Raw genomic sequence first — 17,312 nt, forward strand, 5'->3', positions numbered from 1 at the left:
CGGCCATGCGCGCCCAGGAAGAAGAAAAGCCGTACGACGACATCAACATCACGCCGATGCTCGACCTGGCGTACGTGTTGCTGGTGATCTTCATCATCATGACGACGGCCTCGGTGCAGGGCATCAAGGTCAATCTGCCCAAGGCAAGCGCCGCGGTCAGCATGGCCAAGCCGCAGACCAAGGCCATCACGGTGTCCGAGACCGGGCAGATATTCCTCGATGCCTATCCGGTGACGTTGTCCGAGCTGGAACAGCGGCTGCGCTCGCAGAAGGCGCTTACCCCGGATTTCCCGGTGGTGGTGAAGGGCGATTCGACGGTTCAGTACCAGAAGGTCATGGACATCCTCGACCTGCTGCGCCGCGTGGATCTTTCCCAGGTCGGTCTCGTGACCGGCAAGCCGGCGAAGGGCTGACGACGCGTGGACAAGCGTACGACATCGCGCGAACGCCTCCGGCTATGGCTGCCGCGCGCGGTCGCCGTGGCGGTGCTGCTCGGCATCGTCGGCATGATCTGGCACATGGCCGGAAGTCGTGTCGGCGTGCGCCGGGAAGCGCCGCGCATCGCGACGATCACGCCGTTGCCGCCACCGCCGCCACCGCCGAAAGAAAAGCCACCGGAGCCGAAGAAGGTCGAGGAAGAGATCAAGCAGACCATCGACAAGCCCGCCGAACCGATGAAGCCGGTCGACGCACCCAAGCCGTCGAACGATGTCGCCAAGCAGGTGACGATCAACAGCGACGCCCAGGCCGGTAGCGACTCGTTCAACATCGGCGCCGGTACGGGCGGGGGCATGGTCGGTTCCGGGGGAGGTAACGGTACGGGAACCGGCAGCTACGACCAGTACCTGGGTTACGCGATCCAGCAAGCGGTACAGCGCGACGAACGGGTCAATCGCCTCGTCTTCGAAGTGCGCGTCGACATCTGGATGGACCCGGATGGCCGGCTGACGCGGGCACAACTGGTCGGCTCCACGGGCAATCAGACAACCGACGACGCACTGGCTGCCGCATTGCGCGCCATGCCGCGCGTCGACGCGGCACCGCCATCCACCACCCATTTTCCGCTGCGCGTTTCAATCCGCGGTCGTCGTCCGGGCTGATGCCCGCCGCCGACACGAACTCACGCGAAGCACATAAAAAGCTACCGGAGACTGACCGCATGACCATCCAAACCGCCCTTAGACGCTCGCTGCGGCATGGCGTGCTGTTCGCGTGCATCGGGCTGGCCCTTGGCACCACCACCGCTTATGCGCAGAGCGCTCCCTCGGAGAACGCGACAGTCAACCTCGTTCGCCTGCTGGTGAAGCGCGGCGTGCTGACGCAGGGCGATGCGGATGCGCTGATCGCGCAGGCCAATACCGAAGCGTCGCAGGCGCGTGCGGCGGGCGCCGCTGTGCCTGTTGTCGCCGGTGCCGGAACGGCAGGCGGGCAGGTTCGCGTGCAATACGTGCCCGAAGTGGTGCGCAACCAGATTCGCGATGAAGTGAAGCAGGAAGTCATCGCCCAGGCGAAGACCGAACACTGGGCCGAGCCGAACGCCTTGCCGGAATGGCTCGACCGCATCGGCTGGTCGGGCGATATGCGCGTTCGCGATGAGTTCCACTACTACGACAAGGGCAACGCCTATCCCGTCGTCGACTTCGCGCAACTCAATCGTACCGGTCCTTACGATCTGAACTCGCAGAATCCGCCGCCGCTGCTCAATACGCGTGAAAACCGCACCAATTCGCTGCGTATCCGTGCGCGTCTTGGCGTGACGCTGGCACTCGGCGACACCGTCACCGGCGGCATCCGTATCGGTACGGGCAACGACAACAATCCCGTCTCCACGACGCAGACGCTGGGCGGCGGTCTGACGAAGAAAGACCTCTGGCTCGACCAGGCCTACCTGACCTGGAAGCCGGCCGACTGGGTCGCGGTCACCGGCGGCCGCATGGCCAATCCATTCATGAGCACGAACCTGCTCTTCGCCGACGACCTCAATTTCGACGGCGTGGCCAGCCAGTTCCATGTCCCGGTCAGCGACGACGTCGGCGCATTCGCGACCGTGGGTATGTTCCCCATCGAATACCAGGCCGACGATTTTCCGACGCAGGCTGGCCTTAAAAGTGCCAGTCGCGACAAGTGGCTGACCGCTGCCCAGCTTGGCGCGAAATGGAAGATCGACGAAGACACGAGCTGGAAGTTCGCCCTGGCGTACTACCGCTTCGACCATCTGCGCGGTGAGCTGTCGTCGCCGTGCTCGCTCTATCTCGGCGGAAACTACTGCGACACGGACAGCACGCGCTCGTCCTTCATGCAGAAGGGCAATTCGCTGTTCCTGCTGCGCAACATCGTTCCCGATCCGTCGTCGCCGGGCAACTATGCGCAGCCGCAGTTCGTAGGGCTGGTCTACGACTATCGCCTCGCCAACGCCACGACGCAGTTCGACATGAAGGTGGCCGATACGCCGTTGAGGCTGGAAGGCGACTACGTGCGCAACATGGCCTATCACCGGCGCGACGCCTTTCGCGATTCGGTCGGCCTGGGACGTCTCGTGAACAACTTCGATGCCGGTGCGTTCTCGGCGGATACGTACAAGAGCGGCCCGGTCGGCTGGATGTTGCGCGCGACGCTCGGCAATCCGCAGCCTTCCGGAAGCAACGACTGGAACGTGGTCTTTGGCTACAAGTACCTCCAGCCCGATGCCACGGTCGACGGTCTGAACGATCCGGACTTCCACCTCGGCGGAACCAATGCCAAGGGCTTCATCCTGAGCGGCAGCTACGGCATCTCGAAGTACGCGTGGATCTCCGCGCGCTATTTCAACTCGAAGGAAGTCTTCGGTCCGCCGCTGTCGATCGACGTTTTCCAGCTCGAAATGAACGCGCGATTCTGAGGCCGATATGAAGCGGACACTCATCGTTACCTCCTTGCTTGCCGCCTTGCTTTCGACGGGTGCGGCAACGGCACAGACCGCCAGTCTCGAATCGCGCTTGCGCGATCAGCTGCGCGATACACGTAGCCAGTTGCAGGACCTTCAGGCACAGCAGGCGCAGTGGCAGGCACAGAAGGCCGCGCTCGAGGGTGAGCGGGATGCGGCGCGAAGCGAGGCGGAAGCCGCGAAGAAGAACCTTGCCGGAACGAAGGCCCGGCCGCCGTCGAACGATCGCGACATCGCCGCCGAACGTGAAAAGCAGGCGGTTCTCGCGGCATCGGTGGACCGTTATCGCGGCGAACTCGACGCAAGCACGCAGACGGCACATGTAGCCGAAGCCGAGCGAGCGAAGCTTGCCGCGGAACTGAAGGCGACACGCGAAATCATCGACACCTGCGCGGCGAAGAACGCCCAGCTCTACACGATAGGGAAAGACATCCTCGCCGCTTACGAGAACGTCGACATGGGTGACGTGATCGCGGCACGCCAGCCCTTCGCCGCCAAAGCGCGTGTGCGACTGGATACGGCAGCGCAGGCCTTCGGCGACAAGCTTTACGAGCAGAAATTCGACGCACGCAGCGCGAAGAATCCGTAACCGTTGGAGTTAGCCCTGCCTCGGGGGATGCAAGGAAAGCGAAGGACGTAGGTATCGGACAGGGACGTCCGCCATGGACGGCTCACAGGAAGGAACGGGCACGCAAGGAGAGGGACGCATGGAAACGAATGAGAGCCGCGGTACCACGGATGTGTGCGCGAACAACGCACTCGCCGAGATGCTTCAGCTGCTATTCGCGGGTCACCAGGACCGCGTGGCGGGCGTATTGCTGGATCGCTGTCCGCGCGACGCGCTGGAGGCGCTGTTGGCATCGCGCGACTACGTGCTTCATGGGCGGGTGCGTTACGTCGTGGAAGACCGGCTTCGTTTTCGTAAGCGGACGCGCGACGAGCAGGCTTATTCGTGCTTTCGGGCAATGCAGTTCGTGCTGAACACGTGGTGCCTGGAAGGCCGTCGATCGGCGATCCGCAGAGTGCTTGCGGAGCTGGACGACGAAGGACTCGATCGACTCGGCGGGATGCCGGGACTGGACGACGAAGTGGTATCGATCATGCGCGATTTTCGTCAGTAGGAAGAATCGCAGGCGATCGCACCACGGAATGAAGAACACAGCGCGGGAGCGCGCGACACAAGGCGCGGCGCTCCGCACATCGATTGCATAACGAGGTTCGTCATGAGCGCGACTAAGCAGACCCATCGGAATGACCGGCAGGTTGGACAGACGGCAGCAGCCACCCTGCGTCGACGCACGCTCAGTCATCTGATCGCACTGGCGCTCACGGCGGGATCGTTCGGCGCATACGCAGCAACGCCGCCTGCATTCAGCCCCGCTTGGCTCGCGCAGAAACAGGGTCAGCCCGGGTCGGCCGCCCCCACGGGCACATCGCCGAATGCCGGCGTGGGCGGCGCGCCCGGTGGCGCGACCGCGGCCAACCTATTGCTCCAGCAGCGCGTGCAGCAGTCCATCACGAATCTCAATCGCTCGGCACAGGTCGTGGCCGCGCAGATCGCGGCACAGAAGGCGGCACAGGATGCTGCCGCACAGACGCCGTCGAGCGTGCCGGACGGCATCGCTGCGGGTGGGCTGAATCCCGCGGCGCTCATCGCGAAGGACCCGATGCTATGGCAGAACGCGAACGCGCCGGTACAGACGGTTGCGGGCGGTAAGACGACGGTCGAGGTAAAGCAGACCGATAAGAAGGCGATCCTTACGTGGGACAGCTTCAATGTCGGTCGCGATACCACGATGTACTTCAACCAGAGCGCGGGCAACCAGAACAGCGGAAAGAACGACTGGATCGCGCTCAATCGCATCAACGATCCATCGGGTTCGCCGAGCAAAATACTCGGGCAGATCAAGGCCGAAGGTACGGTTTATCTACTTAACCGTAACGGGATGATTTTCGGTGCGGGGGCGAAGGTCAATACGCATTCGCTGATCGCCAGTTCGCTTGATTTGTTCAGTCCGGATGTTGCGGCAAGCAATGCGACGTTCCTTAAGGAAGGTCTTGCGAGCAACAATTCGGGCGCGCCTCGCACCGGTATGCTTTCAGGGGCATTCACCGACGGCCGCAATCACGATGTCGTGATCGAAAAAGGGGCGTCGATCACAACGGGCGAGCAAGGCTTTGCTCTTGTCGCCGCTCCGAACGTATCCAATGCGGGTTCCATAACCGCCGACGATGGCCAGGCGATTCTTGCGGCGACAACAGGGCTAAACAATGGATCGGTCGGCGCACTGAACGTCGTCGACAACACACAGTTTGGTCAGGATTTTCAGGCGAATCGCGGTACGGCAAGTAACACGGGCCTCATCCAGTCGCGTCGGGGCCAGGTGCATATGCTCGGCTACTCCGTCGTGCAGAACGGGGTCGCTCTGGCGTCGACCAGTATCGCGCATCCGGGAAGTATCGAGCTGCGTGCGCAAAATGGATTCAATGCCGATGGGAATATCGCCGCCCGATCCGGTCCGGTCGTATTGGGCGCTGGATCGGTCACGGCGATACTGCCCGAAAAGGACGGTACGACGACTTCGTCATCCGCTGCTGCCGATAAGGCCTTCGTCAACGGCCATGTGGACATCGTCGGTAGTTCGGTAACGCTTCAGGGCGGATCGCTGATCGAGGCACCGGGTGCATCGGTGAACCTCAGGGCTATGAGGGACACGGCGTCTACGGCCAATCCGCCGGAAAACGCCGGCCGCGTTTATATCGATAGCGGTGCGGTCATCGATGTTTCCGGGCTTGCGAATGTCGTGCTGCCCATGTCGGCATTGCTGGTCAGTATTCCGCGCATCGGTCAGAACGAACTCGCCGATTCTCCTCTGTTGCGTAATAGTTTTCTTTATACGCAAAAGAATGTCGTCGTCGACAGCATGCAATCGGGCACGCGCGATGACGGTCTCGACTGGATCGGCAGCCCTATTCTCAACGTTAAGGGTTACATCGAAAACGTTCCGCGCGATATTTCCCAGATGTTGACCAAGGGAGGCACGATCGCCCTTGACGGTAACGAGGTCATTGCCCGCAGCGGATCGCAGCTGAAACTCGACGGTGGCTATGTCGCCTATCAGGCCGGGTGGATCACGACCCCGAACCTGCTCGGCGCCGACGGACGGATCTACAATATCGCCGACGCCGATCCCTCCGTGAACTACGTCGGATTCGCGGGTCAGTACAGCTCCAGTCACGCCCGCTGGGGTGTCACCGAGACGTATAACTCGCCTTTGCTCGGAGGCATGCGGCGCTGGGACGACGGTTTCGTCGCAGGTAGCGATGCAGGTGCTCTCACTATCCACGCCAGTCGCGCACTGGTACTGGACGGCGACATCTCCGCCGTCGCGACTGCGGGAACCCGTCAGGTCGCGAATGGAACGCAGCCTTCGAGCGGCTCATTGAACATCGACACAATGCCGGCGTCCTCCAACCGCGATGTCTATCAGCGTGGCATCCGTCTGCAGCAATCGTCGCAGCTTCTGGATACGCTCTCGCCGGGCTTTGCAGCCGACACGTTGTGGGAAGACGTGCAGAAGAAGCAGGACGGCACCGCCACGGAAGACGACAATCTGCGTAGCTGGCTCGTCGTGTCGGCCGACATGGTGTCGCGTGCGGGCTTCGATAGCCTGACCGTGAATACTAAATCGGCGATCGTCGAGGCGGCCGGGACGCATCTCAACGTGAATGCCGGCGGCACGATTTCGCTGACCGGTGGCCGAATTGATGTTCTCGGCAACATAACCGCTCCTGCCGGGACAATTCTGTTGAGGACGGGAAGCCCGGTCGTCGCGCCGGGTCCGCAGAACCTGGGAGGAACGATTCAGGGGGCGGACATCGGCATGGCGGCGGGCGCAACTCTCAGTACGCGCGGCCTCTGGGTGAACGATACCGGGAAGTCTGCCGACTCTCTGATGGGCGATCGATTTATCAATGGCGGTACGATCGGTCTCACCACAGAGCAGGCATTCCTGGGCGATTCTGCGAAGCGTGTCGATGGCACCGGCTCTATCGATCTTGCAACAGGCAGCCTGATCGATGTTTCCAGTGGCGGCTATGTGGGCACGGACGGGCGCGTGCAGATGAAGCATGGCGTCCCCGACGGCCGTGGGGGCGATGTGTCGCTGGTGACCTATGCGCCTCCCGCGACATTCCCTTATGGACAAACACCACCACCCAGGAGCATCGATAGTGGACGAATCGTCCTTGACGGCGATATTCGTTCCTATGGCTTCGGTGGTGGAGGCAACCTCACGCTTCAGGCTGCCCAGCTGCAGATTGGCGGCGACGCTTCCGCCATAGCGACCGGCAACGGGTTGTATCTCGCTCCATCGTTTTTTGCGGGACAGGGCTTCGACAACTATCTTCTGCATGCGGTAACCGATGCTACCGTGGCTACCGGTACAACGATCGACGTCGAGCGAGCCAATCTGTTGCCCGACCTCGATGCGTTGCGCGTGTTGGCTACGGGCAGCGATTTGTATGCATCGCCTGGCTACGCCGGCATCGGTGTACTCGATCCGTATCGCCGCTGGGCGACTCGCGATACACGTGCCGGCCACGGCCCGGGGATTTCCATTGTTGCCGGCGACTATCTGGATTGGCCGCTCGATTTTCAGAACGCGAGTGCCGGTGGTCCGACCTACGCGGGAGTGACGGGTTCCGTCCTGATCGATCGCGGAGCGTCGCTTCGCGTGGATGCGGGTGGCAAGATCAGTCTATCCGGAGCCCAGGCAACGATTATCCACGGTAGCTTGCGAGCGCCCGGTGGCGACATCGCGATCGGCACGACGACTCTGAGTTTCCTTATTCCCACGCTTACACCGCGTGTCTGGCTTGGCAGCGACGCGGTTGTCGACGCCAGTGGCACCTCGCTGATCGATACCCAGGCGGCGCCGGTGGTCCGTTCGGTAGCTGGAATCCCGTTGGCGTCGACGCCTCACACGGGCGAAGTGCTGGATGGCGGCAATGTTTCGCTCAACACCACCAATGGATATGTTGTCGCGGAATCCGGGGCACGTATCGATGTTTCGGGTACGGCGGACACATACGACCTGCCGGTTGCGACATCCCGGTTGAACGGTTCGAGCGTGGATTACGTGCCGTCGTCGATGTGGAGTAACGCAGGTACCATCGCGTTCGGCGCGGCGGCGGGATTGTTCAGCGACGCAACTTTGCTTGCGCGCGGCGGTTCGGCGGAGGCCGAAGGCGGAACACTTTCGATCATGGGTTTCAACGATGGTGGTTCGGGCAATCGCCGACCGAAAGCCACGGGAATACTGATCCAGCAGGCGGGAAACTTTGTCCCTGTGGACACTACGCCATTCGGGACTGTTGAAGATGGCACGCCGTCGGGCATCATTCACTTCGCGGCCGATCGCCTCAACGGGGCGGGCATTTCGAATCTGACGATAGGTCCAAAGGTTGGCCCAATCAGTAACAACCAAACCGTGCTGCCTATCGGTTTTGCGGGTAATGTCGATTTGTCTCTGGGGCGCTCCTTCGCCGCTTACGGGACGGGGTATCTGGCATTGCCCAGCGGCGCGACGTCACTTCAGGTGGGTGCCGGCTACGCGACGGGAAACGGGTACACCCATATCTCGGCGCCTTACGTCAACATAAGTGGCATAACACCCCCGGTGCCTTCTTCCCAGGTTCCGGTGGCGCTCGCCGGCGACGGCGTACTCGACGTCGATGCGGATTTCATCGATATCGGCGGAATAGTGGATTTACAGCGCTGGCGTGACGCGAATTTCAGTGCGACCGGCGATATCCGTTTTACCCTTCCGGCAGGTTTTGCGTTCAATAGCGATGGCAAGCCGAATACGGGACTTCTATTTAGTACAGGTAACCTGGGCTTCAAGGCAGCGCAGCTCTATCCGGCTACCGGCTATCGCTTCGTCATCGACGCGAATGCATCCGGTATCGCCGATGCCGATGGCAGCGCGCGAAGCACGACGGTCACTGTTCTTCCTAATGGTTCGTCGACCGCGCCGCTCTCGGCAGCTGGCGCACTGCTGATCGATGCGGATCGCATCGTGCAGAACGGTACGATCCGTGCGCCAGCGGGCTCACTGATACTCGGCGTCACCGACCCGGCCACACAGGCCGCGGAGTTTGGCGTCGATGTAACACTCTTCCCGTTGGTGGCAACGACATCGGTGCATCTTGGCGCTGGCAGCCTTACGTCAGTATCGCTCGACGGACTGACGGTGCCGTATGGCACGACCATCGACGGTGTCGAGTGGCGGTACAACGGCAATCCCGCTGCCAACTCGGCCGATCTGGTCGCGCCACCCGCGAAGGAAATTCAGGTTAATGGCAGCGACGTCGCGCTCGACAAGGGGGCCGGTATCGACCTGTCGGGTGGCGGTGCGCTACAGGCCGGCGAATGGGTTCCTGGCGTTGGCGGTACCCGGGACCTGCTGGCGCAGCCCGCGAATGGTAGTGCGGTCTATGCGGTTATTCCGGGTTACAAGTCGCCTGTCGCAGCTCACGATGCTGCGTTCGAGAATACCTCTTCGGCTCCGGATATCGGGAAATCGGTTTACCTGTCGGGTGTTCCGGGCCTTCCGGCTGGCATGTACACATTGCTGCCCGCCGGATATGCGACATTGCCCGGCGCCTATCGCGTCGTGCAGAACACGGCCAGCGTCGACAGTGTGCTCGGTCGCAATGCCGTCCATCCGGACGGGAGCTATTCGGTAGCCGGCTACTTCGCGGATGGCCTCACCGGCGCACGCGATGCGCGCAATACGACCTTCCTCGTTCAGTCGGCCAGGGTCTGGCAGCAGTATTCCCAGTACCGTCTTACCGATGCCGACAAGTTCTTCGGCGACAAGGCTGCGAAGAGCGGGGTTGTCGCGCCACAGCTGCTCGCCGATGCGGGGCGTCTGGTGCTGGCTGCCGGCAAGCAACTCGATCTTGGCGCGACGCTTACGGCGGAACCAGCCAAGGGCGGTCGAAGCTCGCAGGTCGACATCGCTGGCCAGGCGATCCAGATCGTCGGTGCCGGCGAAAATATCCGCGACGGGTATCTGAACATTTCCGCCGATGACCTGACGCAACTCAATGCCGGCAGCCTGCTCATCGGCGGTACGCGTCATCATGAAGACGATGGCGACCGCATCGATAGTGCGGCGGACAGCGTCGTGTTGTCGAACGACGCGGCACATCCTCTTGCGGGTCGCGAGATCATGCTTGTCGCGCGCGGTGCTTCCGCGCCAGGTGCCGAAGGCGTGCTTCTGGAAAGCGGCAGCGTGCTGCAAGCCCGGGGAGATTCGAATCCGGCAGGCAGCCAGTCCATTCTGTTCGGTAGCGATGCGGGCAAGGATGCGGCAGGCAACCCGACCGCCGCCGCCAGTGGCGACGGCGCCATGCTTCGCGTATCGCAGAATGGCGCGGCTAACGTGGTACGCCGGCAGGTGCCGGGCACCGGTGGCGTGGCCGGAACATCGACGGGGCGGCTGACCATCGACGGCGGTGCAACGGTGAATGGCGGTAGCGCGCTTACGCTGGACGCCACCGGCGCGACGCGCGTCGACGCCAGCGCGACATTCAGCGCGAAGGCCATCGACGCCAACAGCAACCTGATCACGTTCGTCGGCGATGGTGTGAATGGTGGCGATAATGGTCTCGTCATCGGACCGCGCACGCTGGACCTGCTCCGCGGTGCCGATGAAATCACGTTGCGCAGCCGCGGCACGATCGATTTCCTCGGGAACCTGGATATATCTCTCGCGAATGCCCTGACGCTGAATGCGGGTGCGTTGGTTGGCGATGGCGGTAACGTATCGATTCGTGCCGGACGTCTTGGCTTCGGGAATGCGCTTGGTGGCGTTGCACCCGCTCCGGTCGCACATGGGGGACGCCTTGATGTGCATGCCGACGAAATCGACTTTGGTCCCGGCGCGTCGGCCCTGCAAGGTTTCGCCAATTTCTCCGCCACGGCAACGAAAGGCATGGTGGGGCAGGGGCAGGGCGGCATGGATTTCGGAGGCGCGAGCGCCAACCTTTCCGCACCTGTTTTCATCGCCGCAAGTGGGTCGAATACGACGCTGACGACTGGCGGCGCGTTGAACCTCGCCAACAACGGCGGCACCGCGATGACCAGCGATGCACTTGGCGGTTCGTTGACGCTCAAGGGGGGAAGCACGTCTGTCGGAATGAACCTCGATGCGACGGCGGGCACTCTGAATATTTCGGCGACGCAGGGCGACCTCGTCATCGCGCCAGGTACGCGTCTCGACGTCGCCGGTACGAACAAGGTCTTTTTCGATACGACAACCTACGCGCCTGGCGGCACCCTCGCGCTTGCGGCGAATCACGGCAGTATAGACATCGGAGCCGGCGCGTCGCTGCTGTTCGGTGGCGCCTCGAAGGGCGGCGATGCCGGTAGCTTCAGCGCGCTGGCTGCAAACAGCGTCCTGCTCGGTGGCACATTCGATGGCCATGCTACCGCCGGCTATCGCGGCGGTTACTTCACGCTCGGCTCCGGGGCGGCATTGGACCTCGATGCGCTGGCACGGCTGACCGCAACGGCCGGCGCGACCGGCTTGGTCGATATCACGAGCGGAGCGGGGGATCTCTCGCTTTCCACTGGCAATACGCTCACCGCCGGCAAGGTATATCTCTACGCTAACGGCGGGACCGCGCGCATCGACGGCACCATCGATGCCGCGGGCCCGGCGGGTAGCCGCATCGAAATCTATGGTCGTAAGGGCGTCGATATCGAAGGCAACCTGGTTGCTACTAGTTCCATCGCGGCTCAGCGCGGCGGCGACGTGATCCTGGGCACCACGGGTACAGGCGACGGATCGCTGAATAGCGCTTACGGTTACGAGAACGTGCAGGCCGGCGATGCGGGCTATATCCATGTCGGCGCCCACGCGCGCATCGATGTTTCCGGCGGTTCGAGCGATGCTTTCTCCGGAGGCAAAGTCAGCATGCGTGCGCCACTGCTTGCGGATGGCAACGTTCCGATTACGCTTGACGGCGGGAACGCGAACATCGTCGGCGCGCGCGATGTGACGATCGAACCCTTTGTCGTCTGGAGTACGAAGGATACGCAACAGACCGATAAATCGAAGTACTTCGACGGCATCGTCGATCCGGCGGGTTGGTATAGCGCGGGTGCGGACGGCAAACCCGCGCTGATTGCAGGCAAGTGGTACGACGCGACCGGCAAGCAGCTCGATGCACCCGCCGACGACGCGCAACTGAAGACGTACCTCAGCGCCAATTACTTCATCCCCGATGCGGCGAATGCTGGTCATCAGAGCTTCTATGGTTATGTCGGCGGCAACGTCGCCAACGGGCCGGGCGCTCTGATGGGCTTTATCCAGAATCCCGGCTTCACGTTCGGCTCGCGCTTCGCGACGATTGCCAATGTACATGTCCGCCCCGGCGTCGAGCTTCGCAATCCCGTCGACGGCGTCAACGGCGGCACGATCGGCGTACTGACCAACTGGAATCTCGGTGCGGGAGTCACGGACAGCGCCGGCAAGATTCAACTGGCGTACCGGTATGGCACCGAAGCACCGATCCTTACGATACGTGCGTCGGGCAATCTGGATCTGAAAGCCAGTATCACCGATGGTTTCTATCAGCAGAACAACGGTGCGGTGCTGGCCGATCCGCCGGCTCCACCGCCGCCGCCGTTACCCGATAACGGCTATGCCACCGCGCTCGCGGCGTATCAGAAATCCGAGCAATACCTCAGCGATAACGGCATCTGGAATGGTTCGATCAATCTGAAGGACGGTGCGGTCGAAGATGGTATGACGCCGGGTGGTGGCACGGCCGATATCAGCAAGGACAGGTACTATCAGCCGTTGCAGGCGCCGTTGAAGGACCAGTCGCTTAGCTACTACAAAAACTACGAGCGTTACATCGGTGAAGTCGGCGACGGGGACAATGCAAACTGGGCTTACTCCTTCGCTTCGTCCAGCAGCTTCGGAGGCTTTCTTGCCTATCGGCCGACATCGTTGATTGCGCCGCAACCCGATGCGTACTCGACGTATGCAGACTATGCCGCAGCCTACGAGACCTGGCTCGAGTCCAATTTCTACTTCGATCCCGATCATTACAATACGACGCCGTCGCCGATCCTGTTGCCGATCGATAGCAACTATACGGCTTACTCATCGAACTACGGCCTGTACGTCGACGGTCACAATACGTATTACAACTACGTCGCCAATAACGTCGGGAACTTCTTCTGGGGTACCCAGTTGTTTTACGCGCCGTTCGTGCCGAAATCCGATGCGGTTGTCCGTAACGTGGCTTACGACAACGCGCTGGCGGCGTATCAGACATCTCAGGCGTATCTCGACGCCAACGGTATCTGGAACGGCTCCATCAACCTGAAGGACGGTGCCGTCGAAGATGGCATGACACCAGGTGGCGGCAGGGCGGATATCAGCAAGGATCCGTACTACCAGCCGCTGCAGGCGCCACTTCTCAATCAATCGGCCAACTATTACGCGAACTATCAGCGATACATTGGCGAAGTGGGCAACGGCGATAACCCCAACTGGGCATCCGCGTTCGCGGGGACCAGCAGCTTCTCGGGTTTTCTTGCCTACCGGCCCACCACTCTGGTTGCGCCTCAGCCGGAGGCGTTTTCGACCTATGCCGATTATTCCGTGGCTTATGAGACGTGGCTGGAGTCGAATTTCAACGTGGACGAACGCAGTTCGACTCCGTCGCCCATCCTGTCGCCAATCGATAGCGCGTACACGAACTACACCTCGAATTACGGTCTGTATATCGATGGCCACAATACGTACTACAACTACGTCGCCAATAATGTTGGCAATTTCTTCCTTGGCAGCCAGCTGTTCTATGCGCCGTTCTCGCCGCGATCCGATGCGGCATCCACGAATCCTGGCGGTGGAAACACGTCGATTCCCGTTCCTGCAAGCGCGTCCAACAACAGTCCGTCCAACATGCCGTCGCTGGGCAGTCCCGCATCGCTCGCATCGGCGACATTGCTTGGCGGTGCGAGTACGTCATACCGTTTCGTCGCAGGTTCCGATATAGGCGCGGTCGATCCATTGGCCACGTCGGCAGGCGGCGGTAATGTCGTTCTGGATGGCCATTTTTCCGTAAAGGACACGCTGACGGACCCTTCGGTGGTCAACGCGAAGAGCCCTTTCGCGGGCAAAACGTTGCTTCTGCCAACGACGATCCGTACCGGCACGGGCTCGATAGACATGGTTTCGGGTGGCGATATCCAGTGGGTCGACGAGCAGGCGCCGGCGGTCGTGTACACCGCGGGTGCTCCGGCGTCCGGTACGCAGGCCGGTACGGATGTTTCGGTCCTCCGCCCTTCCGAAAAAGCGCCGGGTGCGGGCGACACCTTACCGGACATGCTGGTGACGGGCTTCGTCAATCCCGAGAATGCAGGCGACATCGGTCTTAAAGCGCGCGGCAACATCGACGCGATCCAGTATGTCGTCGACGCGGATGGCAGCGTGACGAAGGGTGCAAAGGGGCAGTCGATCTCCCAGTACTGGTGGCAGTGGATGCAGATCGGCAACGCTGCGGACGGCAGCCGTTCGTCGATCGATTTCGGTAACTTCGGCCAGGGCATCATGAGCGCCGGCGGCAACGTCAGCGTCGACGCGGGCGGAGATATCAGCGAGCTATCCGTCTCGCTTCCGACGACGTGGTATGCGAACGCGGCACGCGATGCAATTGCCACCGTCGGGCGTGGCAATCTCGATGTGCACGCTGGCGGAGATATCCTCAGCGGAAGTTATTTTGTTGCAAAGGGGCTCGGACGTATCGATGCCGATGGAGCGATTGCGCCTGCCGCGAGGCTTTCGACGCTGAGCGTCACTGGTAGTACGTCGCCGGTCGTCACGCCGGTGTCGACCCTGATCGCCATGCAGGATGCCGAGGTAACGGTCAGTTCGCGTCAGGGTGCCGATATCGGTGGCATTTACAATCCCTCGTACTACACCGCACCAAATCTGTTCGGAGCTCTTCTGCCGGCCGGGCATGCCGACATGCAGAGCTATAGCCAGGGTTCGGCGTTGTCCGTCTCGACCATCGCTGGCGATCTTATCGTGGGTAGCCTTCGAACGCCGGGACTAGTATTCGGGGCAGCCGGTATTGCAGGCCCGGTTCTTCCCGCCACGTTATCGCTCACCGCGCTTGGCGGCGATATCGACATCCTTATCGATGGACAGCTCTACCCGTCGCCCGACGGCAACCTGACTATGCTCGCCAGCAATAGCATCGGATTCTCCCGACAGACCGTATTCGACAGTCAGGGAACATCGTTCGGCCTTATCGATGCTTCGCCCGAATCGTTACCGTCGCCGCTCGCGCCGATAACGGGGGGCGGGAGAATCAACATGCTTGGTTTCAATTTCGGCTCATCCGTGAATAACGCTGTTTTCCATCAGGCAGATGCGTTGCATGGCGCCGATGCCGAGCCGGTTCGTATTTATGCGCTCGGTGGCGATATTCTCGACGGTACGAATGCCCCAAATGGCTTCAACTATCTCTCGCTTGTGATCATGCCCTCGAAGCAGGCTTTGATTTATGCCGGTCGGGACATCGTCAATCTGTCGCTCGTCGGGCAACATGCGCATGCCGCCGATATCACCCGCGTGGCGGCAGGACGAGACATTTACGACACCGCCTACCTACCTCATGGTCCATTCGCGTCCTTCGGCGGATATCAACTTGTGCCGGCTATGGCTGTGGGAGGGCCTGGCAGTTTCCTGGTCGAGGCAGGGCGCGACATAGGGCCGCTCACCAGCCAGATAGATGCCGCAAGGGGCGGCTCCGTTGACACCAAGGACGCGCTCACCGGCATCCAGTCCATAGGCAATCTTTATAATCCTTATCTACCGCACGAGGGCGCCGACGTAAATGTCGCGTTCGGCGTTGGCCCCGGTATAGATACCGCAGCATTCATCGCGCACTACCTGGACACGCCGGGTGGCGTCGACGGTTTCGGAAGTCTGATACCGGACCTTGTCGACTTCATGAATCGACGCGTGGCTGGCGAGGTCGTCGACACGGGCTATGCTCGCGACAAGCTGGATATCTCGTTGTCAGCGGAGCAGGCGCGTGCGCTGTTCGCGCAGCAGCCGGAATACGTGCAGCGACTCTTCGCGGAAAAGGCTCTGTTCAAGATCCTCGCCGCTGTGGGTGGCGATTACAACACGCCATCCAGCAAGTATTTCAATCAGTACGCTCGCGGCTACGCAGCCATCGACACGCTCTTCCCCGCATCGCTCGGATACACCGCCAATGGGCAGGGGCAGGGTGGGCTGAACGGTGCGGCGTCCACCGTGGACACCGGTAATCTGGATATCCGCAGTACATCGATCCAGACCCAGCAAGGGGGTGACGTTACGATTCTGGGGCCCGGCGGGCAGGCCCTGATCGGCAGCACTTCGGCTCCGCCGTCGATTACCGATGCGAACGGCAATGTTCTCGCTGGCCCGAATACGATGGGCATCCTTACGCTGGAGCAGGGGAATATCAACATGTTTACCGACCGCAGCGTACTGCTCGCGCAAAGCCGCATCTTCACCGAGCAAGGTGGCAATCTGGTCATGTGGAGCTCGAACGGCGATATCAATGCGGGGCAAGGTGCGAAGACAACGACGGAAATTCCGCCGCCGACCTATCTGTGCGATGTCGACGCGTGGTGTCGCATCGACGCACGCGGTCAGGTCAGTGGGGCGGGCATCGCCACGTTGCAGACAGTCGAAGGTTCTCCCGCCGGTAACGTGGTTCTGGTGGCACCGCGCGGTACCGTCGATGCGGGAGACGCCGGCATTCGCGTTGCCGGTAACCTCGTCATCGCCGCCGCTCGGGTCGCCAACGCCGACAATATCCAGGTAAAGGGCGACTCGACCGGCATTCCGCTCGTACCAACGGTGAATATCGGTGCTTTGAATGCGGCAAGCGCGGCCGCGAACGCGGCATCGAAAGTCGCGGAAGATGTGGCACGCAAACAGCAGTCCGATGCACGGGATCGCATGCCTTCGGTTATTTCGGTACAGGTGCTGCGTGACGGCAACAATAGTTCCAGTATCGACCGCCCCGCGCAGGGCTATGACGTAACGAGTCCGGTGCAGGTGCTTGGTGCGGGCAAACTCGACAGTACGCACGCGAAGATGCTGACCGAAGAGGAGCGCGGCCGCATCAGCAATAACTGATCTCATTGCTGGAGCGCGCTTGCGCGCTCCAGCAATGAGATGCACGTCACAATAATCGTTTGAAGTGAGTATTTTTACGTATTTGATAATCGCAAAGATTACAGCTTATATTATGGTCTCGATAAACTATGATACGTTTGTTATTCCGGATTAACGAA

At 61.4% G+C, this 17,312-nt stretch carries 6 protein-coding genes; all 6 read left to right on the forward strand.

Annotated elements, in window-relative coordinates:
* Positions 1–5 precede the first annotated feature (5 nt).
* The 6 genes from AC3IR3_RS05265 to AC3IR3_RS05290 all read left to right on the forward strand — a co-directional run bounded on the left by AC3IR3_RS05265 (position 6) and on the right by AC3IR3_RS05290 (position 17,154).
* Positions 6–413 (forward strand): ExbD/TolR family protein, encoded by a 408-nt coding sequence (locus tag AC3IR3_RS05265; protein ID WP_132146570.1) that lies wholly within the window; start codon positions 6–8, stop codon positions 411–413.
* Positions 414–419: 6 nt separating this feature from the next.
* The gene (locus AC3IR3_RS05270) at positions 420–1,100 is read left to right on the forward strand and encodes a TonB family protein (RefSeq protein WP_489195930.1); all 681 of its coding nucleotides are present in this window, start codon (positions 420–422) and stop codon (positions 1,098–1,100) included.
* 59 nt (positions 1,101–1,159) lie between these two features.
* Positions 1,160–2,878 carry a putative porin gene (locus AC3IR3_RS05275; protein ID WP_489195931.1) on the forward strand — a complete coding sequence of 573 codons (1,719 nt, stop codon included), beginning with the start codon at positions 1,160–1,162 and terminating at the stop codon, positions 2,876–2,878.
* Positions 2,879–2,885: 7 nt separating this feature from the next.
* The gene (locus AC3IR3_RS05280; protein ID WP_489195932.1) at positions 2,886–3,512 is read left to right on the forward strand and encodes a hypothetical protein; all 627 of its coding nucleotides are present in this window, start codon (positions 2,886–2,888) and stop codon (positions 3,510–3,512) included.
* Between the two features lie 118 nt (positions 3,513–3,630).
* Positions 3,631–4,044 carry a hypothetical protein gene (locus tag AC3IR3_RS05285; protein ID WP_489195933.1) on the forward strand — a complete coding sequence of 138 codons (414 nt, stop codon included), beginning with the start codon at positions 3,631–3,633 and terminating at the stop codon, positions 4,042–4,044.
* A gap of 102 nt (positions 4,045–4,146) precedes the next feature.
* The gene (locus AC3IR3_RS05290; protein WP_489195934.1) at positions 4,147–17,154 is read left to right on the forward strand and encodes a filamentous hemagglutinin family protein; all 13,008 of its coding nucleotides are present in this window, start codon (positions 4,147–4,149) and stop codon (positions 17,152–17,154) included.
* Positions 17,155–17,312: the final 158 nt, after the last annotated feature.

This window comes from Luteibacter sp. GL_149, assembly GCF_057834065.1.

Bases quoted from the DNA above. Each gene is read 5' to 3' on its own strand.
- AC3IR3_RS05265 (WP_132146570.1), top strand. From the start codon at position 6: ATGCGCGCCCAGGAAGAAGAAAAGCCGTACGACGACATCAACATCACG.
- AC3IR3_RS05275 (WP_489195931.1), top strand. From the start codon at position 1,160: ATGACCATCCAAACCGCCCTTAGACGCTCGCTGCGGCATGGCGTGCTG.
- AC3IR3_RS05280 (WP_489195932.1), top strand. From the start codon at position 2,886: ATGAAGCGGACACTCATCGTTACCTCCTTGCTTGCCGCCTTGCTTTCG.
- AC3IR3_RS05285 (WP_489195933.1), top strand. From the start codon at position 3,631: ATGGAAACGAATGAGAGCCGCGGTACCACGGATGTGTGCGCGAACAAC.
- AC3IR3_RS05290 (WP_489195934.1), top strand. From the start codon at position 4,147: ATGAGCGCGACTAAGCAGACCCATCGGAATGACCGGCAGGTTGGACAG.